The sequence below is a fragment of the Flavobacterium xizangense genome (genome assembly GCF_054075145.1).
This window is the reverse complement of sequence record NZ_JBSIPG010000003.1, coordinates 41,584-64,326: the sequence shown is the minus strand read 5'-3', so window position 1 is coordinate 64,326 and position 22,743 is coordinate 41,584. Positions and strand designations below refer to the sequence as shown.

Below are 22,743 nucleotides of genomic sequence, written 5' to 3'. Positions count from 1 at the left end.
CCAAAAGCTTGAAATGTAAGGCTAGAAATAACTCCTGAAACTAAAATACCACTTCTATATGATTGCCTTAAACGCCGCTGCCGAAACTACACACCACTTACAACCCTTAATCAGCGACTTGGGATTAATCCTAATGACCGCCGGAATTGCCGTGCTGATTTTCAAAAAAATGAAACAGCCGCTCGTTTTAGGATATTTGATTGCGGGATTTTTGGCTGGAAATCATTTCGACTTTTTCCCATCGATTACAGATATGAAAAGTGTTGAAGTATGGGCAGAAATTGGTGTTATCTTTTTACTTTTTAGTTTAGGGCTCGAATTTAGTTTTAAAAAACTTATGAAAGTTGGTGGCACTTCCTCCATCACCGCTATAACTCAGATTATGTTTATGACCTTGATTGGTTATCTGGTTGGGCAATGGATGGGCTGGGGAAAAATGGACAGCATTTTTCTTGGCGCAACGCTTTCTATTTCTTCTACAACTATTATTATTCGCGCATTTGATGAATTGGGAGTAAAAGGGAAAAAATTCGTAGGAATTGTATTTGGCGCTTTGATTGTCGAAGATATTGTCGCAATTTTAATGCTTGTTTTATTATCAACAATAGCGGTGAGCGATCAGGTGTCCGGAACTGCTTTATTACAATCTGTTTTAAAATTAATTTTCTTTTTGATAATTTGGTTTTTAGGCGGAATCTTCATCATTCCAACGATTTTAAAAAAGGCTAAACATTTATTGAGTGACGAAATGTTGCTTATTATTTCGCTTGCATTATGTTTGATGATGGTAATGTTTGCAGCTAATGTTGGTTTTTCTCCTGCATTAGGCGCTTTTATAATGGGTTCTATTATTGCTGAAACCACTCAGGCAGAAAAAATCGAACATTTAATTCAGCCGGTAAAAGACCTGTTTGGAGCTGTTTTCTTCGTGTCTGTCGGAATGTTGATCAATCCGGTAACTTTGGTTGATTATGCGCTTCCTGTTTTGATCATCACATTGGTTACCGTTTTTGGAAAAGCATTCAGTTCTACATTTGGAGCTTTACTCTCGGGACAACCTTTAAAACAATCTGTACAAACCGGAATGAGTTTAGCACAAATTGGAGAATTCTCGTTTATTATTGCAACACTCGGAATGACATTAAAAGTGACAAGTGATTTTTTATATCCTATAATTGTGGCAGTTTCTGCAATTACAACATTTACAACTCCATTTTTAATTAAATATTCTGAAACTTTTGCTTTGTTTTTAGAATCAAAAATGCCAAAAAAATGGATCAAAAACATTAATCGTTATAGTGTAAACGCACAGGCAATTAAATCGGTAAGTACCTGGCAGATTGTATTGCGAGCTTCAATAACGCAAATTATACTTCATACGATAATTATTACTGCTATTATTTTATTGTCTGCCAAATTTGTTGCGCCTTTAGTGGCTGATACCCGATTTGGAAATACGCTTGCCGCATTAATTACATTAGTGATTATTGCTCCTTTTTTATGGGCACTTTCGTTGCGAAGAGTCAAAGTTGATGAAGTTGAAATTTTATGGGAAGAACGAAAATATCGTGGCGCACTTTTAATGTTGATTTTAATCAGAATGAGTCTTGGTTTGTTTTTCGTAGGCTTCTTGTTGAATATTTTCTTTTCGCCTTTGGTTGCTTTTGTTGCACTGATAATAGCCATTGGAGCCTATCAGATTTTTCCAAAAAAATTAAACGAACAATATCATAAAATTGAAAATCACTTTCTGAAAAATTTGAACGATCGTGAAAACAAAAAAATCGACAGACGTTATGCCAATTTAATGCCTTGGGACGGTCACATGTCGTTTTTTGATATTGGAAAAGAATCAAACCTGGCAGGAAAAACTTTAGAAGAATTAAAAATTCGAGAACAACTCGGAATTAATATTGCGGAAATAAAACGAGGCGATATTACGATTCCTATTCCAACTAAAAATGAACGTTTGTTTCCGGGTGACGAAATTTGCGTAATTGGTACAGATGCTCAAGTTACAGAATTTGCCAAATATTTAGACCAAAATGAAATTGAAGCTCCGCCTGCGGTCCAAGAATCTGAAATTGTTTTGCGTCAGTTAGAAGTCTCTCAAGAAGAATTTATTCAAAAAAGCATTGGACAATTTAGAGGAAAAACCGGCGGCCTGGTGGTAGGAATTGAGCGAAATGGAAATCGAATCCTAAATCCTGAATCGAACATTATTTTAAGTCAGAATGATATTATTTGGGTTGTAGGCGACAAGAAAAAAATGAATGAGTTGACTAAAGGGACTAAGGTTCTGAGGGGTTAAGGTTCTAAGTTTTTTTCTTTGTCAATATATATTAAAAAAGGCGCTAAGATTCTAAGTTATTGAGAGTGAAACCTCTTCAATAAAAAACTTAGAACCTTAGCACCTTAGTATCTTAGGACCTCAAAAATTACTTATTCGGCTGTGGCGTCAATCGTAAATAAGGTTTAATTGGCGTGTGTCCTTTCGGAAATTTTGCCGGGATATCGCTGTCCGGAATTGCTGGAGCAATTACAACATCTTCACCATCTTTCCAATTTGCAGGAGTTGCAACACTGTAATTTGCAGTTAATTGCAAACTATCGATAACACGAAGCAATTCATCAAAATTTCTTCCTGTTGAAGCAGGATACGTCAAAGTCAATTTAATTTTTTTATCGGCACCAATTACGAAAACAGAACGCACTGTGAATTTATCGCTGGCATTTGGGTGAAGCATATCATATAAAGTTGCTATTTTTTTATCTTCATCAGCAATAATTGGAAAATTCACTTCTGTATTTTGAGTTTCGTTAATGTCCTTAATCCATTCTTTATGCGATTCCAGACCGTCTACACTTAAAGCAATAACTTTCGTATTTCTTTTAGAAAATTCCGGAAGATAGTTGGCTACTGTTCCCAATTCAGTTGTACAAACCGGAGTAAAATCGGCAGGATGCGAAAATAAAACACCCCATGAATCTCCCAAGTACTCGTGAAAATTGATTGGTCCTTGTGTGGTTTCTGCATGAAAATCTGGAGCTATATCGCCTAATCTTAATGTTGACATAATTTATATTTTTTAGTTCCTCTAAAATTAACTAAAAAATACATTTAGAAAACACGTAAGAATTAAAAAAAAGTTAAAATTCTATTTTCTCTATATAATTAGTATTTTACTCTTAAATAAAACTAAGAATGAAGTACCAAAAAGCAAGCGTTATAAAGGAAAGCGGAATTCCAAAACCAATCATCATACTGCTTAATTTTGGCTTTAATCCGTAAGTTGAAGCTAAGATTGCGCCCGTAATCATTGGCGCCATTGCAGTTTCCATCAAAGTAATTTTTATAACCTCAGAATGCTGATTGAAAATAAACACATACAGCACAAAAATGATAAAAGGAACTAAAAGCAATTTAAAAAAAAGTCCGAGTCGTAAAAATTTCCAATGCTGGCTCTTTCGATCAAAAGTCAATTGCAAACCAACGGAAAGCAAGGCCAAGGGTGTAACCAAACTTCCAATTTTCAGCAATACCAATTGAAAATTTTCATTTAAATTGTAATCAAAAATATTCATCAGACACGCCAAAACAAACATTAAAAAGGGAGGAAACAAAATAATCTTTTTGAAAATCCCTAAAGCATTCGGACTTCCTTTAGAATAAAAAGCTGCTGTAAAAACACCAAGTGTTGAAACCACAACAAAAGTTCCAGGCTGATCGACCAAAACAGCAGTTTCTAAGCCTTTTTTCCCAAATAAAGCTTCAATAATTGGATATCCAAGAAAAGAACTGTTGCTTAATCCAGCGGTTAAAATTAAACAGCCAATTAGTTTGTTTGACCAACCATTTCTTCGTCCTAAAAAATGAAAAAAGATAAAAGCCAAAATATAAGTAATCCACCCCGCTCCTATTGGAAAAACCAATTCACTGCTCCATTTTATCTTCGGAATATGATATAAAGTAATGGCAGGTAGGCAAAAATAGATGACAATCTTATTAAGTGTCTTATAAATATGAGTAGGAAATTGTTTTACGTGTTGTAAAATCAAGCCCAACGAAAGAAATAAAAATATTAGAAGAAAGTTGTTCATATCATAAGATTGCTACAAAAATAGCTATTTATATTTTAGTGATTAATGAAAAGTAATTAGTAATTAGTTTTGAAAGGAATACCAACTACTTATTTTCTTTTGTTACACTTATAACACTTTGACGAGAGTAATTCGCTAATCACTTTTCACTAATTACTATTCACTAACAACTAAATACCAAAAAGTTAGTTAAAATTTATTTTCGTATTGAAAAACTCATTATATTTGTAATATATTTTATTACAGTATGCTTTCAGGTAAATTTGCCATAACGATTCACATTCTTACTTTGCTCAATAAATTCCCAAATGATTATTTGTCATCGGAATATATTGCGGGAAGTATTAACCTTAACCCTGTTTTGGTTCGAAAAGAAATTGCAAACCTAAAAGCGCATCATATTGTAGAAAGCAAAGAAGGTAAAAATGGCGGTACAAAACTGTCTGTAGACGCTGCTAAACTGACTCTAAAAGAAATTTTCGAAATGACTTTTGAAACCATTGGCTTAGGTTATGCCAAAAATCAGCCAAACCCTGATTGTCCAGTCGGAAAAAAAATCAATCAGAATCTGGATGCTTTATATAGCGAAATGAATCAAAAAGTCAGTGCACAACTGGAAAAAATTTCTTTGGAAGATTTTTCGAACCAGTTTTAAAGCTATTTTTTTATTCAAAACTGTAACATTTTTTATTACTAAATAAATTTATATATTATGAAAATCGCACTTATTGGAGCAACAGGATTTGTTGGCTCAGCAATTTTAAATGAATTAGCAGACAGAAAACATGAAATTACAGCAATTGCAAGAACTCCAAAAGATACTGCCAATGCAACTTGGGTTGCCGCAGATATTTTTAATGCTGATGCTTTAGCAGAAATTTTAAAAGGGCATGATGTTATCATTAACGCTTATAACCCGGGTTGGACAAATCCAAACTATAGCTCCGATTTCGAAAACGGATCAAAATCGATTCAGGAAGCTACAAAAAAATCAGGTGTAAAACGTTTTATCACAATTGGAGGAGCCGGAAGTTTATATGTTGCGCCGGGCGTGCAGGCAGTTGATACTCCAGAGTTTCCAAAAGAATATTACACAGCCGCTTCTGCTGCAAGAGATTATCTGAATGTTATTAAAGAGGAAAAAGAATTAGATTGGGCATTTTTTAGTCCTGCTCTTGAAATGCATCAGGGAATTACAACAGGCAGAACTGGACAATACCGTTTAGGTTTAGAAAATCCAGTTTTTAACGACGAGCAAAGAAGTATTTTATCTGTAGAAGATCTAGCAGTCGCTATTGCTGACGAAACTGAAAATGCAAAACATCACCAAGTTAGATTTACTGCTGGATATTAATTTTTTTTTTTCGCCACGAATTCACGAATTCTTTTTTATAAATTCTCTATATCATCCTGAGCGAAGTCGAAGGACACGAGTTTAGCTCGACAAAAATTTTCAATTTTGATTGTGGAGTTTTTATCGTGCCCTTCGACTTCGCTCAGGGTGACAAAAATGCGGCAAAAAATTAGTAGAAATTCGTGTAATTCGTGGTAAACTAACTTTTTGAAACTGTTTTTGTTTTCAGTACTTTTACAATACTAAAAAAGTATTTTGTCAAGTTTAAACAAACAGTCGAGCAATTTAACTGAAAAAGCTGGAATTTCATCTCCTGAAATCACCAATGTTTCAGCTATAAATCAAATTAAAAACAAACGCAGGCAACAACCAACTGCTGAAGAATTAATTTCAGGAATACTTTCAGGAAACAGAACTTCTCTAAGTCGTGCAATTACACTCATAGAAAGCACCAATCCTGAACATGCAGAAAAAGCAAACCAAATTATAAAGGGCTGTTTGGCACATGCCAATAAATCAGTTCGAATTGGAATTACGGGTGTTCCAGGAGTTGGAAAAAGTACTTTCATTGAAGCTTTCGGAACCTATCTTACACAATTAGGAAAAAAAGTCGCTGTTTTGGCAGTTGATCCAAGCAGTTCAATTTCACACGGAAGTATTTTGGGCGATAAAACCAGAATGGAAGAATTGGTAAAAGATGAAAATGCTTTTATAAGACCGAGTGCTTCTGGAGAAAATCTAGGTGGCGTGGCGCGCAAAACCCGTGAAACAATCATTTTATGCGAAGCAGCAGGTTTTGACACGATAATTATCGAAACTGTTGGTGTTGGACAAAGTGAAACTGCGGTTCACAGTATGGTTGACTTTTTTCTTTTATTAAAAATTTCCGGTGCTGGCGATGAACTTCAGGGTATCAAACGAGGTATTATGGAAATGGCAGACGCCATCGTAATCAATAAAGCCGATGGAGATAATATCAAAAAAGCCAATCAGGCAAAATTAGAATTCAATCGCGCTTTGCATTTATTTCCGCCAAAAAAATCAAACTGGCAACCAAAAGTTACCACTTGCAGTGCCATTACAAAAGAGGGTATTTCAGAAATCTGGAATACTATTTCTGACTATTTTGAAATGACTAAAGAAACTGGATTCTTTCAGGAAAAACGACATGAACAAAATCACTTCTGGATGATGGAAACCATTAACGAACAATTAAAATCAAATTTCTATAATCAACCAGAAATTATTTCGCTTTTAGAACAAAATAAAAAAGCAGTGCAAAATGATGAAATTTCACCTTTTGCAGCTGCTTCTGAGTTATTAAAATTTTATTTTTCTAAAAGCCGCTAAGTGACTAAGATGCTAAGGTTCTAAGTTTTTTTCTTGATATAGTCATAGAGCTAAATCGAGAATATACAAAGCATTTCGACTTCGCTCAAAGTGACAAGCAAAATAGTCACTAAATTAAAAACTTAGAACCTTAGCATCTTAGAATCTTAGCGCCTTAGTTTATATTTGCTTTCTTTATATAAATTCCCTGCTGTTATCACGTGAGCCAAAGCATCTTTTGCTAAATCTTCATTTAATTTTACAGGAATTAAAGTAGTATCGTTTTTGATTTCAAATTGAAGCGGTTTCAAATTCGGTTGCATGATTACGACCTGATTTTCTACTCTAAATGCATTGATATCATTAAACTGCATAATTGATCTTCCTTGTACTTTTTGATCTAACTTAGTCAGGTTTCTTCCAACCATTGGTGTTTCAAACGGAATTCCTAAATACCCTAATAATGTAGGCGGAATATCAATTTGACTTGCTAATCTGTCATAAACCGCACCTTTTGCAACCCCAGGTCCCATAATAAATGCCGGAATATGGAATTTATTAATTGGCACTAAATTTTTTCCGTACGTTCTTGTATTATGATCCGCAATTACGATGAAAATCGTGTTTTTAAAATACGCTTCTTTTTTAGCCATCTCGAAGAATTTTCCAATTGAAAAATCTGCATATTTCATGGCATTATTAACTGTTGCCGGTTTTTTGTCGTAAGGTTTTATTCTTCCTGCAGGATATTCAAAAGGTTCATGATTTGAAGTCGAGAACATCAAAGAGAAAAATGGCTTGTTTCCTTTTGACTTGAAATATTGATTCGCTTTAGTAACCAAATCTTCATCAGAATAGCCCCAAGTTCCTTTGAAAGCATATTTATTTCCGTCTGATTCAAAATCCGTTTGATCTACAATGTCGCTGAAACCATTTCCGTTGAAAAATGAAGCCATATTATCAAAATTGGCCATTCCACCATAAATGAAACTCGTGTCATATCCTTTTTGTTTTAAAGCATCGGCAAGTGTAAAAAATCCTTGTTGAGAATTTCCAAGTCTGACAACGCTTTCAGAAGGTGAAGGCAAAAATCCTGTTACAACTGCCTCGATTCCTCTCACACTTCTGGTTCCTGTGCAGTACAAATTGGTGAATAATGTTCCTTCTTTTGACAACTTGTCAAATTCTGGAGTCAATGGTTTTCCTCCTAAAATTCCAACATATTCAGCGCCTAAACTTTCCTGAAGGAAAATCACCAAATTATACGGTTTTTGTCTCACTGAATCTGGTTGTTGTACGTGAAGAAACGGAATTTCAGCATCGGTAAAATCGTTTGGACCTGCAATCATGTATTTTTTCACACGAGCAATTGCTTCGGCTTCATCCATTTTACCGTACATTTTTGTGTTTGCTTCATTTTTAATCGAATAAGCAGCAAAAGCAACAGTATAAAAAGAGTTTAAGCCTAAAGTATTTGTTAACTGATCGGTAGAAAAAACCGCATTACTGGCATTGATTGGTCGTTTTGAAGTAAGGCTTGAACGCGCACCAAAAAACAATAAAAAAGCCAATAATGGAAAAACCATCAATTTGAATTTATAATCTGTACTTGAAGTATGAAAATATTTTTTCCCTTTTTTGATAGCAAAATAAAGCACGGCTCCCAAAATCAGGAGAGAAACAATAATTGAAGTTAGATAACTTTTCAAAAGCATTCCAACAACCTCTTTCGGGTAGATTAGATAATCTAAGAAAATTTTATTCGGACGTGTATCGTATTGTTTTACAAAATCAGGTGAAGCCAATTCAACAAAAAGTATCAGAAAGAGAAACAAGAAATTATAAAATACCAAAAATTTGTTGGTGAACTTTATTCCTTTATTTGGAATAAAAGTAATAAGGGCAGCCGGAAGAAATGATAAATAACAAAGCAATATCATATCCATTCGCAGACCGATTGGAAAAATATACCAGAAATTTGGCGTTTCGACTACTCTATCTTTAAAAATAAAAAATAAAACAAGACGGCTTAAAGTAGTGATCAGCAATCCGATTGCTATAAAGTTAAAAATGGGTTTTAAGTAACTTAATTTTTTCATTGAACGATTTACATTTTTTTAGACAGTTGCACAATTTAGGACGCACTGCGTTGCCTCTCTACTACTCTTCGTAACGATTAATTTCTCTGTCGTAAAAATCATTTGCTTTCTCGATCAAACCTTCCATTTCGGCATTTAATTCAGCTTCATCAAGATCCTCTGCTTCTTCTAAAAATTCAACCTCATCGTCTTTTAAATTAATAATAAATCGAGGATAATCTAGATGAATGATGAAAATATCATCTGGGAAATCAGTATTGTCTCCAAGTAAAAATTTAGGTAATTCCATTATATTTATTTTTTAGTATTTGTTATTATTTTCCACAGATTTACAAAAAATTTACAATCTGTGATTTATCTTTTATCAAATTTAATTATTTGAATCTGAATTAATGATTAATCTCTTTGTTAAGTAGTGGAAGCGAATGTACAGAAAAATTGCTGCTGTTGTTAAACCCGCCAAAAGTCCAATCCAAACTCCCTGCGCTTTCAGTTCTGTATGTTCTCCTAAATAATATGAAATTGGAAAACCAATAACCCAATAGGCCATAAAAGTGATGTACATAGGGATTTTTACATCCTGCAAACCACGCAAAGCCCCAAGGACCACAACCTGAATTCCGTCAGAAATTTGAAAAACCGCGGCAATTAAAAGCAATTTTGATGCAATGCTGATTACTTCGCTATTATCCAGAACCTGTCCGGTATTTTCCATATTTAAAAAGATGTATGGCAGATATTCGTGAAAAGCGATAAACAAAATTGCAAAAACAGTTTCGAGTATAATTGCCAAAAGGAAAATAGATCTTGCTACAACAACCAGTTTTTTATAATCCATTAAACCTCTTTGGTTACTAACTCTGATCATCGAAGTCACACTTAACCCCATGGCAAACATAAAAGTCATCGACGCCAGACTCAAAGCAATTTGATTGGCTGCCTGGCTTGTTTTTCCAATATTACCACAAAGCCAAACTGAAGCAGAAAATAAAACTACTTCAAAAAGCATTTGCATTGCAGATGGAAAACCAATACTGATTATTTTTTTTATGGTTGCTTTTTTTATTTCGCTAAAACTGAAATCCTTGAAAAAACGTTTTAAATCATTTCGTCTGGAAAGCATGATATGCATGAACATTACGAGAAATATTCTTGAAATTACAGTTCCAAGAGCGGCACCAATAATTCCCATTTTAGGAAAAATCCAAATTCCGTAAATCAACATATAATTGATTCCGACGTGAAGCACATTAGCCATAACCATTGCATACATCGAATATTTTGTAAGTGACAATCCGTCGGCAAATTGCTTATAACCTTGGTAAACTATTAAAGGAATTAGTGAAAAAGCAACCCAATCTAAATAAGGTTTTGCCAATTTAATTACATCAGCAGGTTGATCCAGCATTTCCATTATTGGCTTTGCCAAAACAATTATCCCAAAAAGAAACAATCCTAAGATGGCGCATAAAAATAAACCATGATGAAATGCAGAACGAATTTTGACATCATTTTTCTCGGCATCACCTTCGGCAACAATTGGCGTAATGGCTGTCGAAAAACCAATTCCTATTGACATTGCCACAAAAATCATCGTATTTCCTAATGAAACTGCTGCTAATTCAGTAGCTCCAATTTTACCTACCATAATATTATCGACCATACCTATTAAAGTATGCCCGACCATTCCCAAAATTACAGGATATGCCAGTTTTAAATTATACGAAAACTCCTTGGTGTACTGCTTTAAATTCACTTCTATTTTATTTTGTCGGCAAAGATAGTCAGAAGCTTGGAATTCTGTCCTATCAATAAAAAGATATCCCATTTTTAAGGCAAAATTAAGCACACCCTAATATTATGTAACGATTTTTAAAAATTATATAACAAGCCCCAAAGCCCTTGATTATACTTTTACATTATTAATAATTCAAATATATAAGCCATGAGAAAAGTACAAATGATATGCCTAGCTGCTTTTGCATTTTTATTCGCCAACACTGCCTTCGCACAAGACAACGCAGCAACAAATTATGATCAGGGATTTAGATTAGGATTCGGGATCAACGGAGGAATTCCAACAGATAACGATTATGACTGGTCACTTGGTGGAGATGTTCGTTTACAATATGATTTGTCAAAAAGAACATCGCTGACACTAACAACGGGATTTACCAATTTATTTATGGGAAAAGATGAACTTGGAAATAACGTAAAAGATCTTGGATTTATTCCTGCAAAAGCAGGTTTTAAAGCCTTTGTTTGGGAAGATCAATTTTATGTTTTAGGTGAAATCGGTGCCGGTTTTGCAGTAACAAACGGTTATGATCAAACCACTTTTTTATGGGCACCAGGAATTGGATACGCAAACAAATACATTGATTTGAGCGTACGTTACGAAGATTATCATGATTTCAGAACCAATCAGGTAGCATTGCGTGTTGCTTATGGTTTTGACTTATAAAAGTTAAGGTTTAATTTATTTTTTGTTTTTGGTATGAACCCGGCAGATTGCACAGTCTGCCGGGTTTGGTGTTTTATATGCTTTCAAATTTCCTAAAAAAAGAAACCCGACAGTCTCGAAGCTTCGGAACTGTCGGGTTTCTTATAAATTTAACATTGAAAAATTATCAAATTATCAAATTGGCACATTATCTAATTACTAGAATATTTTTTATCCGTCAGTGTTTTCATAAAAGCAATCAATTGTTTTTTCTCTTGATCAGACAGATTCAATTTATCTTCTGGCAATGTCTGATTTGGAACATCAAAACCTTTTCCTAAACCTCCACCTTCATTATAAAAATCAATAACTTCTTCTAAAGTTTTATAAACACCATTGTGCATGTACGGCGCTGTGAGTTCAATATTTCTGATTGTTGGCGTTTTAAAAGAATGTTTATGAATCGCCGCCTGTGTTATAACAAATTTGCCTAAGTCACCATCAAGTTTTTTATTTTTGTCAGGAACACCTAAAATTTCACTTTCAGATCGGTCAAAATTTGGCGGCACAGTGCCATTTGTAAGCGGAATAAAATGACACGTAGCGCATTTTGCTTTTCCGGCAAATAAATTAAAACCTGCTTTTTCATCAGCAGTAAAATTTGTTTTCTTTTGCATCACACGGTCAAATTTAGAATCGTAATGACTTAATGAACGAATGTAAGACCCCAAAGCATTTTTGATTGTAAATTCATTTATTTCTCCTTTTGGGAAAGCCTTTTTGAAAGACTGTACATATTGAACATTTTTCTGAATCGCCAAAGCCGATTTTTCCAAAGAGCCATGCATTTCGTTTTCATTTTTAATAACCGCAACGGCTTGATCTTCGAGATAACTCACTCTCGAATCTGCGAAAAATACGCGCTGAAAAGCGATGTTTGAAAGTGTTGGCGTATTACGCTGAATCATTGATTTTCCGTCTAATGAAACCGCTCTTTCCAATCCGTCTGTAAATGCTTTATCGGCATGATGGCAGGAAGCGCAGGAACGTGTGTTGTTTCCAGATAAAATAGGATCATTGAATAACTTTTTGCCTAATGCAATTTTTTCTGGTGTTGTTTTATAATCGGGAAAGCCAGAGAAAGCTTCTGGATCAAAGGCATCTTTATCAAATAAAGTCTGAGCTGTAACTTTTAATCCGCGCTGTTCTTTCATTAATGAAATTCCTAATTCAGATTGCGTTTTAAAAAGTCCTTTGCTTAACGGATTTAGAATTTCATTGATAAAATAAGCACGATCAAAAGCATTAAAATTGGTATTCGATTTTAAATATTTTTTCCCTTTTTCAAAAATCTGAAGTACTTGTTTCGAATTTGAAGCCGATTGATTCTGAAGATAAATTCGATAATATTTTTCGATTGTTTCTAAAGATACTAACGCTTCGGGAAGTGAATTTAAAACAACTGGTGAATCAAAACCTGTTATTCCCAATGTAATGATTCGGTATACTTCTAACCGCATAGCGTCAAAAACATGAGCATCAGTCAATTCATTGGAACTTGAAACTTTTTCCAGCCGAATTAAATTGGCAGATAAAACACCCAATTCCAAAATTAATTCTTTTTTATTCGCTTTGCTGTATTTCGGAAAAACCAATTCTTCAATAACCTGAAATCCTTCGGGCAACACTGTTACTTTATCATTTTCTTCAAATTCAGGTATCGCAGGACCATTAATGGATTTTGAAACTGCTGGCGAATAATACTCACTTATCATTTCGACCTTTTTATAACTTTCGTGCGCTTCCAGAAACTGCCTCTGAATTTGTGCTTCAGTCGAATCTTCCTGCACAGAATATTTCAACTTTGCAACTTTTTCAATTAATGAAGTAATATCTTTCTGAAATAATTCATTTATTTCTTGATGTTTGCTCTTTTTTTGACAGGAAACAAAAGCCATCAAAAACAACAAACAATATATTTTTTTCATGATTTTATGAGAATTAAAAAGAAGAATATTTAGAAAAACAGAAACCACTACCTCAAAATCGAGATAGTGGATTACTGTTTTATAATGACTTAAAAAAATTATCTCGCCAAACCTTTAATAACTACAATTTGACTTGCTTGTTGTTCGTTAGGACGGTTAGTTCCACCATCAACACCTTTATATTTTGCACCAGTCCAAGTATGTGGCTGCACGCTTAGCATAAAAGTATCAGCAATACCAACTTGCTCCGAAACATCGATCAAAGCACCGTATTCCCAATCTCCAAACTTTGAAGTTCCGCCTACATTGTATTTTGCAGCATCTGCAGCAGTACGACGGTGATCTAATTCAACTACAACTTTTAAATCTTTTGTAGCAATGTTGTATTGATAGATGTAAGCATCGTGCGTTTCGTCACCATATCCGTTTGCATCTTCCTGAACATAAACGTAGTTTTTAGTCACACAGATATTATCTGGATTTTGGAATTTACCTGCAATTCCGCTTCTATTGTCTCCGTCAAGAATAACTTCCAAAGTTCCTTTTAATGGGTCAGCAGCATCAAGATTAAGTCTGTAAACTCTTCCGTATTTCGTTCTTGAACCATCAGCATTTGTTCCGGTTGTTGCTTGTCCGGTTACGTTAAAGTACAATTCACGATCTGCATTGCTTCCACCTTTACGGTAATCCAAATCCTCAACTCGTCCAAATTTTATTCCTTTTAAAGTATTTACTGCAGCATTAATTTGTGCACCAGTAAGCGTTGTATGGTTATCGATTTTTACAAAAGAAACTGGATAGGTTTTGCTAACTTCCATGTCTTTCTCTCTTTGGTTATCATCATTTCTTTTAAGCATGTATAAAGAACCATTTGTTAAATCACCAACAGTATTTGATACATACATAAAAACCTGACCTCCATAAGTTCCAGAATCGTCATCGCCAATTACTACAACTGTTTTACCGCTGTATGCGCTAGAACGCAATGGCAAAGCATTCTCAGCACTTAAACGTCCAAAACCTGATAATTCCTTAGATACAGATGCAGAACCTACATCTCCATAAGGGTTTAATGCATGTGTACGAGATTCTTCACCAGATTCTCCACAAGTCAAATAAACCGGCCCAAAACCGTGTTCTGCCTGAGTTGCCATAGTTGCACCGCATAATCTCCAGGTTCCTCCGCTAGAATTCAACAAATATTCTCCCTTTGTAGGCTTGAATGTTTTATCAAGCGTAATTCTTGAAACAGCAAAGTTATCTTCGTTATTTACTAAAAAAGTAAAAGTTCCATCTGTATTTTTTAATAAACCAGAACCATCAGCAGAACCACCAAAAACAAAGTTTGGGCTATCTGGAAAAACATCATCTGAGCTAAAAAGAGAATAAATTTTTAAATTTTCAAATCCTGCCTGCGCTTTCAATAAACTTGGCGTTACAGACTGGTCTTTCAAGACAACACTTGTTGGTTCGGTTTCATCTTTAGAATCGTTATTACATGATGTAAGTACCGACCCTAAAATAATTAAAGGTAGAATGATTCGTTTCATAAGCTAAAATTGGTTTTTTATTTTTTACAAAGTAAATCCCAGTATTTTAACTTAAAATGACTTCTATATTATCAAAAAAACAAGACTTTTAACACAAAACACATTTGTTGCTAAAAAATTTAACAATAAATTAGTAATACAAAATTCTCATAAACTTTCAGTAACATTTAAACAAAAAAAAGAGCCTTACTTTAAGACTCTTCTTTTAACTGTGCTTTATAAGACTCAAAATTGGCTTTTATCTTCTCATCCAGTTCTGGTTCCCTAATATCAGTATGTTTTTGCATTTCTTCCCAAATAATTTTGGCTACAATGTATCGCGCCATTTCTTTATCATCGGCAGGAATGATATACCAGGGAGCATAATCTGTTGATGTTTTATTAATTGCCTCTTCGTAATACTTTTGGTATTCATCCCAATGTTCGCGCTCCTTTAAATCTCCGGGTGAAAATTTCCAATGGTGTTTTTCTTCTTCTAAGCGACGCAACAATCGTTCTCTTTGCTCCTCTTTGCTCAAATGCATATAAAACTTCATTACAATGGTTCCGTTTTGCGAAATATGCTTTTCAAAATTATTGATCTGTTCAATTCTGTTTTCCCAAAAAGCGGGCGTAATATCTTCAACCGAATTAATTCCTGGCAAATTCTCTCCCAAAATATATTCCGGATGCACGCGCGTTACTAACACATTTTCATAATGCGTTCTGTTAAAAATCGCAAACTTTCCTTTTTCCGGCAAAGCAATATAATGGCGCCATAAATAATCATGTTCCAATTCACTTGAATTTGGCGTTTTAAAACTATGCACTACAACCCCACGCGGATTAAATTCTTTAAAAACTTCCCTGATCAAACTGTCTTTTCCCGAAGTATCCATTCCTTGAAGGCAAATTAAAACTCCATATTTATTGTGCGCATACATCACATCCTGCAAATCGCTTAATTTTGCCTGAACTTTATCTAGTTTTTCTTCCTTTTCATCATCATCGGCATCAATATTTAATAAAGTCGGAATCTTGCTTAGTTTTATTTTATCGGTAACTTTAAAATCTTTCGGGTCTATTGATTTCATATATTTTGATTTTTTTATATCATAAATATACTATTTTTACGTAGCACATTCCTGCTATTCATTGCAATACTTTTCAATAAATTGCTTTTTTCCAAAGCCATAACAAGAGCTTCCGTTGGTCGCTTTGTTCTGTCAGGAAAAAATGCAATTTCTTTTCAAAGTATTTCCATTGCTATCAGGGCTAGGCATTGGTTTTCAAAACAACATTTTAATTTCATGGAAAAATTCACATTAGAAATATTATTTCAAATCATCGGAATCGGTTCGGCGTCAGGATTGTTTTATAACAATGATGCACTTTATATTATTGGCGACAACAGCGGATTTCTTTACGAATACAATATGCAGAATCAGCAATTAAACCAACATCCTTTAATTGACAACCCAACGCAAAATATTCCGAAAAACCTAAAACCAGATTTCGAATCCTTAACAAATCATAACGATACTTTATATGTTTTTGGTTCCGGTTCAACCGAAAACCGAAACAAAATGATTGAGTTTGATCTTAAAAACAAAAAGGTTTTACAAAAAAATAATTTAGTTGATATATACGCTTTGATGCAAAGTTTTGGCGAAATAAAACCAGAAGATTTTAATTTGGAAGGCGCAATTTTCGATGGCGAAAACTGGTATTTATTTAACCGAGGCAATGGCGTCTCAAACAAAAACACGATTTTTACGATTCATGCGAAAAAACTGGATCAAGAATTTGCTTTGATTTCTGTCAATTATAAACTTCCAAAAATAAAAGGCATTCGTTCCAGTTTTACCGATGCGATTTTAGTCGAAGATAAAATCTATTTTCTTTCAACTGCCGAAGACACAAAATCAACTTACGACGACGGCGAAATTCTAGGAAGTTTCATCGGAAGAATCGATGTTAAAACCATGAAAATTGATTTCACTCAAAAAATAACTTCAACCAATAAATTTGAAGGTTTGACTTTCTATAAAAAAGAAAACAACAAAATCGAGTTTTTGCTTTGCGAGGATAATGATACGGATGTTTTAGAAACTAAGATTTTTAAATTGACTTTGCCAGTTAAATAAAGTATTTTGCTTTGCGTGCCTTTACGTAATTCTTTGCTAATCTTTGCGTTATAGTTTTACCGCAAAGATTCACAAAGTCTGCGCAGAGATTCACAAAGGCTCTTATTTGCACTAAAACCAACCTACAACCAAAATAAATGCTCAATATTTCAAATTCAGCCAAGAAACCAGCTTTAATTATTAGCATCATAATTTCTATACTTCTTCCTGTTCTGGCTCTTTATACTCCTTTATTATTCAAAAACCTAGGAATCAGCAAGGAAATTCAATTCTACATTTCGAGATTTGCTATTTGGATTTCGCTTTTGCTGTTATTCTTATATTCGTTAAAAATAGAAAAACAGCCTTTTTTGCTTTGGCCGGAAACTAAATATTCTTTTCCTGATTTCGCAATGGCATTCTTCAAAACCTTTGTAAAATTATTCATTGCGGTATATTTTACTGGGCTTTTAATGATGTTATTTAAAATTACAGGCGAAAGCGTGGTATTACAAAAAGCTTTGGCACTTTTTAAAAAGAGTTACATTTTACTTTTTTTTACTTGTATCACTGCCGGAATTACCGAGGAATTAATTTTCAGAGGCTATTTAATGCAAAGATTAGAACTTCTTTTTAAAAACAAAATTCTGGCTATAATCATTTCCAGTGTTCTGTTTGGATTGCTGCATATTGGTTACGGAACATTGCTGAATGTCATTGGACCAATTGTTATCGGACTCGTATTTGCGATTCAATATGAGAAATACAGAAACATTAAAATTCTGATAATCTGTCATTTTTTATGGGATCTTTTTCTTTTGACGGCAAAAACATAAAAAAGCGAGCTAAAAATAAAACCCACAAAAACAACCATTTACACAACAATTTAAATTATTTTTATATTTATTTCATCTTCGTCCCAACCTTTTTATCTTTTTCGCTCTCTTTATAAATAAAGACCAACATTGTGATAAACGAAACACTAATTTCTAACTGCAAAAAAATGAACCGCGAAGCGCAGCGTCAGGTTTATGAGCATATGGCTCCAAAGCTGTATCGCGTTTGCAAACGATACCTCAAGAAAGAAGAAGAAATTGAAGAAGCTCTGGCCGATGCCTTCTATACCTTATTTACCAAATTAGACCAGCTCAAAGAAGACAAAGCTTTTAAAGCCTGGGCCAGAAAAATTACCGTTAATCACTGTTTGGCAACCATCAGGAAGAACATTAATTTCAATATGTATCTTGATGATGTAAAAGTGCTTTCACAACCTTTTACAGAAGAAATGAGCGAGTTAGAAGAGGAAGATTTACTCAATTTATTAAACCATATTCCGGATGGATGTAAAACGGTTTTCAACCTTTTCGTTATTGAAGGTTACGGGCACAAAGAAATAGCGACAATGCTAAATATTTCTGAAGGCACTTCAAAATCACAATTGAATGCGGCCAAAACCAAACTAAAAGATCTGGTTAATAAATTGTATTATCAAAAAGCAAAATAGTCATGGACAATCAAGATAAAATATTCGATAGATTTAAAGAAGCGGCAGAAAATGTTCCCGCAAAAGATTTTCCTGGAATGGAAAAAGTCTGGTCGCGCGTTGAACAAAAACTCGACAAAAAAGAGGATAAAAAAACAATTTCTCTTTGGAAAAAAATTGCAGTTGCGGCTTCACTTTTGTTAGTAATCTCATTAGGTTATCAATTTCTGAAAACAGATAAAAAAGCAACTTTAGAAAACACAGATCAAGTTGTAACCAATGATTCACAAAATCAAACAACTAAAAACAATTCGGCAGAAAAAAATAGTGCGCCAGTTTCATCAGATCCACAATTAGTTACAAAAGAAGAAGGTGCAGCAATTTTAGGAAATCAGATAAAACATAAACAAAGCGTTGCAATTCAGGAAAAAATGAGTTCAAACAATCCGGAAGAATTAGCATTGCCAATAAGTACGGGAACCCAAGAAGTAATTGTAGCAGCAAATGAAGAAAGCGCTGACGAAGAAAGTGACAACATCGTTTCTAAAAAAGAAGTTACACCACAAATGGGTTACTCAAATTATCCTGAAAGAGAGGCGGCAAAAGTTGCTTTTGCTGACAAACAAGCGGCAAAAGCTAAAAAAAGTGCTCCTTTAATTATTATGAACGGAAACGCAATGGCGCACAGCGATGATGCAAAAAGAGATAAAATGATGCAGACAGAACTTCCTAATGTACAACCTGAAAATGTCGAATCACTAGTAATTCTGGACGAACCGCTTTACATTATTGACGGGATATATTATTCGGAAAATGATTTATTCGGAAAAAATCCAACGAGTCCATATGCGCCGTTAAATCAGCAAGACATCAAAACAATAACCATTTTACAAGACCTTGAAGCTACTGAAAAATATGGCGAAAAAGGTAAAAAAGGAGTTGTAATCATTACTACAAAAACAGGAAAACCAACTCTGAAAAAATAATCTTAAGCTTTGTCAAAGTCTGCAGCTTTGACAAAGCAAAATCAAAACATTAATTCTTAAAACTTATTATCATGAAAAGTCTAAAACTTATTTCATCAGCCATTGCTATGCTTATATGTTTCGTAAGCATGGCACAAAAAAGAACTATTACTGGAATTGTTTCAGATGAAACACATCAACCAATTCCCGGCGTTACTATTTTTAATCAAAACTCAAAAGCAAGTTCTGCCACGAATTTTGATGGCCAATACAGTATTCAGGCACAAAAAGGAGATATACTTGTTTTCAGTTTTATTGGGTTCAAAACGCAAAGGCAAAAAGTTGAAAACTCAGACACGATTAATATCAAAATGTATTCTGATGCTCAAGCATTGAATGAAGTAGTTGTTGTTGGTTATGGTGTCCAAAAAAAATCAATGGTAACAGGTTCCGTTTCAGAACGAAGAATAAAAAGAGCTGATGCATCGAAAGGAAAAGCGGCTGGAGTTCAGGTTCAAAATAATGTTGGATATGTTGCTGCTCCAAGCTCAAATTCTACAATTATGATTCGTGGAAATGCAACTATTTCTTCAAAAAATGAACCAATGTATATTATCGACGGAGTTCCTGCAAAAGCCAATCAAATGGCAAAAATTAATCCAAGTGATATTAAGGATTTAAAAGTGCTGAAAGATGAATCGGCAACTTCTATTTACGGAAGCAAGGCTTCAAATGGCGTTGTCGTGATTTCGACCAAAAATGAAATGTATAAAAACCTATCAGAAAAAGAATTGGATAAAAAATTAAATATTCTCCCAATTCCGACTGAACCAAATCAGGAAGATTATGATTCTTTTGTAGAGAATGCTTTTGAAAGCCCAAAGACTGCTCCGCTTTCTACATTTTCAATAGATGTTGATAACGCTTCTTATACCAATATCAGACGCTTTTTAAACAACGGCCAACAAGTTCCAAAAGACGCTGTTCGCGTAGAAGAAATGGTTAATTTCTTTAAATATACTTATCCACAGCCAAAAAATGAGCATCCGTTTTCTATCAATACTGAAGTAAGCGATTCGCCTTGGAATTCAAATAATAAAATTTTGAAAATTGGTTTACAAGGAAAAAATATACCAACCAATGATTTACCAGCCTCAAATCTTGTTTTCCTGATTGACGTTTCGGGTTCAATGGGCGACATGAACAAACTGCCTTTATTAAAACAATCCATGAAAATTTTGGTAAACGAACTGCGAGCAAAAGACAAGGTATCTATTGTAGTTTATGCGGGAGCTGCAGGAATGGTTTTACCTCCAACTTCGGGAGACGAAAAAAAGACAATTATTGATGCTTTAGATAACTTACAATCCGGCGGCAGTACTGCGGGCGGCGCGGGAATCGAATTGGCTTATAAAACAGCAACAGAAAATTTCATCAAAGGAGGAAATAATCGCGTGATTTTAGCAACTGACGGCGATTTTAATGTTGGAAGCGCTTCGAATTCGGATATGGAAAAATTAATCGAAGACAAAAGAAAAACAGGCGTTTTCCTAACTTGTTTAGGCTACGGAATGGGAAATTACAAAGACAGTAAAATGGAAATTTTAGCGGATAAAGGAAACGGAAATTATGCCTATATCGATAACATTCAGGAAGCGAATCGTTTTTTAGGAAAAGAATTTAAAGGTTCGATGTTTGCTATCGCTAAAGATGTAAAAATCCAGATTGAATTCAACCCAAAACAAGTTCAGGCGTATCGTTTGATTGGTTATGAAAACAGAAAATTGCGTCCGGAAGATTTTAAAAATGATGCAATTGATGCGGGTGAATTAGGCAGCAATCACACTGTTACCGCTTTATATGAAATTATTCCGGCAGGTGTAAAAAGCAATTATTTAGCCGAACAGCCAGATGATTTAAAATACACAAAAACAGAACCAAGTTCAAACAATTACAGCGACGAATTGGCAACTATAAAATTCCGTTACAAAAAACCTGACGGCGATAAAAGTATCGAAATGGTTCAGACAATTGAGAATAAATCGGTTGCTTTGGAAAAATCAAGTGATGATATGAAATTCAGTTCTGCTGTAGCGTGGTTCGGATTGAAATTGAGAGATTCAAAATTAATTACCAACAAATCTTCTGAAGAAATTGTAAAATTGGCCAAACAAGGAAATTCAAATGATGGCGAAGGTTATAAAGTTGAATTTATTCGTCTTGTAGAAGGTGCAAAACAATTTAATTAATAACTAAGCATGAAAACAACAAAATTTCTTTTATTCATTTTTCTGCTTAATTATACCGCAAACGCACAAGATAAAGCGCTATTAAAAACAAAAGATACAATTGGAAAAACAGAAATTCCTCCCATTACTGAAGAAACACAAATTCAAACTCCTAAAGTTATAATATGTGGTCCTTCGAGATCTGCACTCATTCAGTTGTTGTATATATTGGATGGCAAAATTGTCGATTATGTAAAATTTAGCAAAATTAATCCGAATGACATTAAATCTATAGAAGCATTGAAACCTGAAGCAGCAAAATTAATTTATGGTGACCAAGGCAAAAATGGCGCAATTATAATCATTAGTAAAAAATGAATTTTATCATCCTTAAACAAACATAAAAAACTCAGTAATTAACAGATATTTTACTACATTTGGGCTTCATTTTAAAATCAATTTTACACGCATATGAACCCAATTTTAAGCCAAAATCTATTTTTAGTAAAAGAACATATCGGAATGTTCAAAGCCTCAAATAATTACGACATTTATAATCCCGAAACGAATCAGATTATAATGAATTGCCGCGAAAATAATTTGGGATTTTTTACCAAAATATTACGTTTCACCGATTATAAAAGAGCAACGCCATTTAATGTTGAAATCACAACGGCTTCTGGTGAAAAATTAATTACTGTAAAAAGAGGAATTGCTATTTTCAGATCGACTGTTGAAGTTTTAGACGAAAAAGACAGATTGATTGGAACTTTCAAACAAAAATTCTTCTCATTTGGTGGAAGATTTGAAATTTTAGACAAAAACGAAAAACCTGTTGCAACACTTCAGGGAAAATGGACGGGCTGGGATTTTAAATTCTCTCATGAAAATAAACAACTAGCTCAAGTAAGTAAAAAGTGGGCCGGATTAGGAAAAGAGTTTTTTACCAGTGCCGATAATTATGTTTTACAAATTGAAGATACTGTTGCAGTTGATAGTCCGTTGAGACAATTAATCTTAGGAGCCGTTATGTGCATTGACATGGTTCTGAAAGAATAAAAAAGGTGTTAAACTTAGATTAAGAAAGCATTGAAAGCA

The 22,743-nt window shown here is 34.0% G+C and carries 20 protein-coding genes; 12 read left to right on the top strand and 8 right to left on the bottom strand.

The window, feature by feature from the left end; all coding sequences use genetic code 11:
• The first annotated feature begins 58 nt into the window (after nucleotides 1-58).
• On the top strand, nucleotides 59-2,311 hold the full coding sequence (locus ACWA1B_RS10450) for a cation:proton antiporter (RefSeq protein ID WP_456906605.1): 2,253 nt from the start codon (nucleotides 59-61) through the stop codon (nucleotides 2,309-2,311).
• 127 nt (nucleotides 2,312-2,438) lie between these two features.
• On the opposite strand, the gene ACWA1B_RS10445 is transcribed toward ACWA1B_RS10450, so the two are convergent.
• Together ACWA1B_RS10445 and ACWA1B_RS10440 are read right to left on the bottom strand one after the other, a co-directional pair.
• Nucleotides 2,439-3,077, bottom strand: coding sequence for a peroxiredoxin (locus ACWA1B_RS10445; RefSeq protein WP_426484120.1), 639 nt, complete (start codon nucleotides 3,075-3,077; stop codon nucleotides 2,439-2,441).
• Between the two features lie 112 nt (nucleotides 3,078-3,189).
• A complete protein-coding gene (locus ACWA1B_RS10440) occupies nucleotides 3,190-4,101 on the bottom strand; it encodes an AEC family transporter (protein ID WP_456906603.1) in 912 nt (303 codons plus the stop codon).
• Between the two features lie 247 nt (nucleotides 4,102-4,348).
• On the opposite strand from ACWA1B_RS10440, the gene ACWA1B_RS10435 reads away from it, so the two are divergent.
• The 3 genes from ACWA1B_RS10435 to meaB all read left to right on the top strand — a co-directional run bounded on the left by ACWA1B_RS10435 (nucleotide 4,349) and on the right by meaB (nucleotide 6,805).
• The gene (locus ACWA1B_RS10435) at nucleotides 4,349-4,756 is read left to right on the top strand and encodes an RrF2 family transcriptional regulator (RefSeq protein ID WP_456906601.1); all 408 of its coding nucleotides are present in this window, start codon (nucleotides 4,349-4,351) and stop codon (nucleotides 4,754-4,756) included.
• Nucleotides 4,757-4,813: 57 nt separating this feature from the next.
• Complete coding sequence (locus ACWA1B_RS10430; RefSeq protein ID WP_456906599.1) at nucleotides 4,814-5,455, top strand: NAD(P)-dependent oxidoreductase; 642 nt, start codon at nucleotides 4,814-4,816, stop codon at nucleotides 5,453-5,455.
• 255 nt (nucleotides 5,456-5,710) lie between these two features.
• Nucleotides 5,711-6,805 (top strand): methylmalonyl Co-A mutase-associated GTPase MeaB, encoded by a 1,095-nt coding sequence (meaB, locus tag ACWA1B_RS10425; RefSeq protein ID WP_456906597.1) that lies wholly within the window; start codon nucleotides 5,711-5,713, stop codon nucleotides 6,803-6,805.
• 146 nt (nucleotides 6,806-6,951) lie between these two features.
• Here the strand turns inward: meaB and ACWA1B_RS10420 are convergent, their stop codons facing one another.
• The 3 genes from ACWA1B_RS10420 to ACWA1B_RS10410 form a co-directional block, all read right to left on the bottom strand.
• Complete coding sequence (locus ACWA1B_RS10420) at nucleotides 6,952-8,883, bottom strand: LTA synthase family protein (RefSeq protein WP_456906595.1); 1,932 nt, start codon at nucleotides 8,881-8,883, stop codon at nucleotides 6,952-6,954.
• Nucleotides 8,884-8,944: 61 nt separating this feature from the next.
• Complete coding sequence (locus tag ACWA1B_RS10415; protein WP_026984926.1) at nucleotides 8,945-9,172, bottom strand: hypothetical protein; 228 nt, start codon at nucleotides 9,170-9,172, stop codon at nucleotides 8,945-8,947.
• Between the two features lie 81 nt (nucleotides 9,173-9,253).
• Nucleotides 9,254-10,639, bottom strand: a complete 1,386-nt coding sequence (locus ACWA1B_RS10410) for an MATE family efflux transporter (protein WP_035648195.1) — start codon at nucleotides 10,637-10,639, stop codon at nucleotides 9,254-9,256.
• Nucleotides 10,640-10,828: 189 nt separating this feature from the next.
• Here ACWA1B_RS10410 and ACWA1B_RS10405 point away from each other — a divergent pair, with 189 nt between their 5' ends.
• Nucleotides 10,829-11,347: a hypothetical protein gene (locus ACWA1B_RS10405; RefSeq protein ID WP_456906593.1), complete on the top strand. Its 519-nt coding sequence runs from the start codon at nucleotides 10,829-10,831 to the stop codon at nucleotides 11,345-11,347.
• 191 nt (nucleotides 11,348-11,538) lie between these two features.
• On the opposite strand, the gene ACWA1B_RS10400 is transcribed toward ACWA1B_RS10405, so the two are convergent.
• The 3 genes from ACWA1B_RS10400 to ACWA1B_RS10390 all read right to left on the bottom strand — a co-directional run bounded on the left by ACWA1B_RS10400 (nucleotide 11,539) and on the right by ACWA1B_RS10390 (nucleotide 15,937).
• Nucleotides 11,539-13,314 (bottom strand): cytochrome-c peroxidase, encoded by a 1,776-nt coding sequence (locus ACWA1B_RS10400; protein ID WP_456906591.1) that lies wholly within the window; start codon nucleotides 13,312-13,314, stop codon nucleotides 11,539-11,541.
• A 98-nt stretch (nucleotides 13,315-13,412) separates the two neighbouring features.
• Nucleotides 13,413-14,864 (bottom strand): PhoX family protein, encoded by a 1,452-nt coding sequence (locus tag ACWA1B_RS10395; RefSeq protein ID WP_456906589.1) that lies wholly within the window; start codon nucleotides 14,862-14,864, stop codon nucleotides 13,413-13,415.
• A 191-nt stretch (nucleotides 14,865-15,055) separates the two neighbouring features.
• Entirely contained in the window at nucleotides 15,056-15,937 is an 882-nt protein-coding gene (locus ACWA1B_RS10390; RefSeq protein WP_456906587.1) for a PPK2 family polyphosphate kinase, read from the bottom strand.
• A 216-nt stretch (nucleotides 15,938-16,153) separates the two neighbouring features.
• Between ACWA1B_RS10390 and ACWA1B_RS10385 the strand changes: the two genes are divergently transcribed.
• From ACWA1B_RS10385 to ACWA1B_RS10355, 7 genes are all read left to right on the top strand, one after another.
• Nucleotides 16,154-16,990: a DUF6929 family protein gene (locus ACWA1B_RS10385; RefSeq protein WP_456906586.1), complete on the top strand. Its 837-nt coding sequence runs from the start codon at nucleotides 16,154-16,156 to the stop codon at nucleotides 16,988-16,990.
• A gap of 137 nt (nucleotides 16,991-17,127) precedes the next feature.
• Nucleotides 17,128-17,805 carry a CPBP family intramembrane glutamic endopeptidase gene (locus tag ACWA1B_RS10380; protein WP_456906584.1) on the top strand — a complete coding sequence of 226 codons (678 nt, stop codon included), beginning with the start codon at nucleotides 17,128-17,130 and terminating at the stop codon, nucleotides 17,803-17,805.
• 167 nt (nucleotides 17,806-17,972) lie between these two features.
• A complete protein-coding gene (locus tag ACWA1B_RS10375) occupies nucleotides 17,973-18,473 on the top strand; it encodes an RNA polymerase sigma factor (RefSeq protein ID WP_456906582.1) in 501 nt (166 codons plus the stop codon).
• A gap of 2 nt (nucleotides 18,474-18,475) precedes the next feature.
• Nucleotides 18,476-19,438, top strand: a complete 963-nt coding sequence (locus ACWA1B_RS10370) for a hypothetical protein (protein WP_456906580.1) — start codon at nucleotides 18,476-18,478, stop codon at nucleotides 19,436-19,438.
• Nucleotides 19,439-19,509: 71 nt separating this feature from the next.
• On the top strand, nucleotides 19,510-21,666 hold the full coding sequence (locus ACWA1B_RS10365) for a vWA domain-containing protein (RefSeq protein ID WP_456906578.1): 2,157 nt from the start codon (nucleotides 19,510-19,512) through the stop codon (nucleotides 21,664-21,666).
• A 9-nt stretch (nucleotides 21,667-21,675) separates the two neighbouring features.
• Nucleotides 21,676-22,023, top strand: coding sequence for a hypothetical protein (locus tag ACWA1B_RS10360; RefSeq protein ID WP_456906576.1), 348 nt, complete (start codon nucleotides 21,676-21,678; stop codon nucleotides 22,021-22,023).
• 93 nt (nucleotides 22,024-22,116) lie between these two features.
• Nucleotides 22,117-22,704, top strand: a complete 588-nt coding sequence (locus tag ACWA1B_RS10355) for an LURP-one-related/scramblase family protein (protein WP_456906574.1) — start codon at nucleotides 22,117-22,119, stop codon at nucleotides 22,702-22,704.
• Nucleotides 22,705-22,743 lie beyond the last annotated feature (39 nt).

What these genes read in the sequence shown, in the direction of transcription:
- ACWA1B_RS10445 (WP_426484120.1), bottom strand. Translation starts at nt 3,077, where the DNA reads ATGTCAACATTAAGATTAGGCGATATAGCTCCAGATTTTCATGCAGAA.
- ACWA1B_RS10390 (WP_456906587.1), bottom strand. Translation starts at nt 15,937, where the DNA reads ATGAAATCAATAGACCCGAAAGATTTTAAAGTTACCGATAAAATAAAA.
- ACWA1B_RS10355 (WP_456906574.1), top strand. Translation starts at nt 22,117, where the DNA reads ATGAACCCAATTTTAAGCCAAAATCTATTTTTAGTAAAAGAACATATC.
- ACWA1B_RS10360 (WP_456906576.1), top strand. Translation starts at nt 21,676, where the DNA reads ATGAAAACAACAAAATTTCTTTTATTCATTTTTCTGCTTAATTATACC.
- ACWA1B_RS10420 (WP_456906595.1), bottom strand. Translation starts at nt 8,883, where the DNA reads ATGAAAAAATTAAGTTACTTAAAACCCATTTTTAACTTTATAGCAATC.
- ACWA1B_RS10400 (WP_456906591.1), bottom strand. Translation starts at nt 13,314, where the DNA reads ATGAAAAAAATATATTGTTTGTTGTTTTTGATGGCTTTTGTTTCCTGT.
- ACWA1B_RS10370 (WP_456906580.1), top strand. Translation starts at nt 18,476, where the DNA reads ATGGACAATCAAGATAAAATATTCGATAGATTTAAAGAAGCGGCAGAA.
- ACWA1B_RS10450 (WP_456906605.1), top strand. Translation starts at nt 59, where the DNA reads ATGATTGCCTTAAACGCCGCTGCCGAAACTACACACCACTTACAACCC.
- ACWA1B_RS10365 (WP_456906578.1), top strand. Translation starts at nt 19,510, where the DNA reads ATGAAAAGTCTAAAACTTATTTCATCAGCCATTGCTATGCTTATATGT.
- ACWA1B_RS10430 (WP_456906599.1), top strand. Translation starts at nt 4,814, where the DNA reads ATGAAAATCGCACTTATTGGAGCAACAGGATTTGTTGGCTCAGCAATT.
- ACWA1B_RS10375 (WP_456906582.1), top strand. Translation starts at nt 17,973, where the DNA reads ATGAACCGCGAAGCGCAGCGTCAGGTTTATGAGCATATGGCTCCAAAG.
- ACWA1B_RS10395 (WP_456906589.1), bottom strand. Translation starts at nt 14,864, where the DNA reads ATGAAACGAATCATTCTACCTTTAATTATTTTAGGGTCGGTACTTACA.
- ACWA1B_RS10405 (WP_456906593.1), top strand. Translation starts at nt 10,829, where the DNA reads ATGAGAAAAGTACAAATGATATGCCTAGCTGCTTTTGCATTTTTATTC.
- ACWA1B_RS10440 (WP_456906603.1), bottom strand. Translation starts at nt 4,101, where the DNA reads ATGAACAACTTTCTTCTAATATTTTTATTTCTTTCGTTGGGCTTGATT.
- ACWA1B_RS10385 (WP_456906586.1), top strand. Translation starts at nt 16,154, where the DNA reads ATGGAAAAATTCACATTAGAAATATTATTTCAAATCATCGGAATCGGT.
- ACWA1B_RS10435 (WP_456906601.1), top strand. Translation starts at nt 4,349, where the DNA reads ATGCTTTCAGGTAAATTTGCCATAACGATTCACATTCTTACTTTGCTC.
- ACWA1B_RS10415 (WP_026984926.1), bottom strand. Translation starts at nt 9,172, where the DNA reads ATGGAATTACCTAAATTTTTACTTGGAGACAATACTGATTTCCCAGAT.
- ACWA1B_RS10380 (WP_456906584.1), top strand. Translation starts at nt 17,128, where the DNA reads ATGCTCAATATTTCAAATTCAGCCAAGAAACCAGCTTTAATTATTAGC.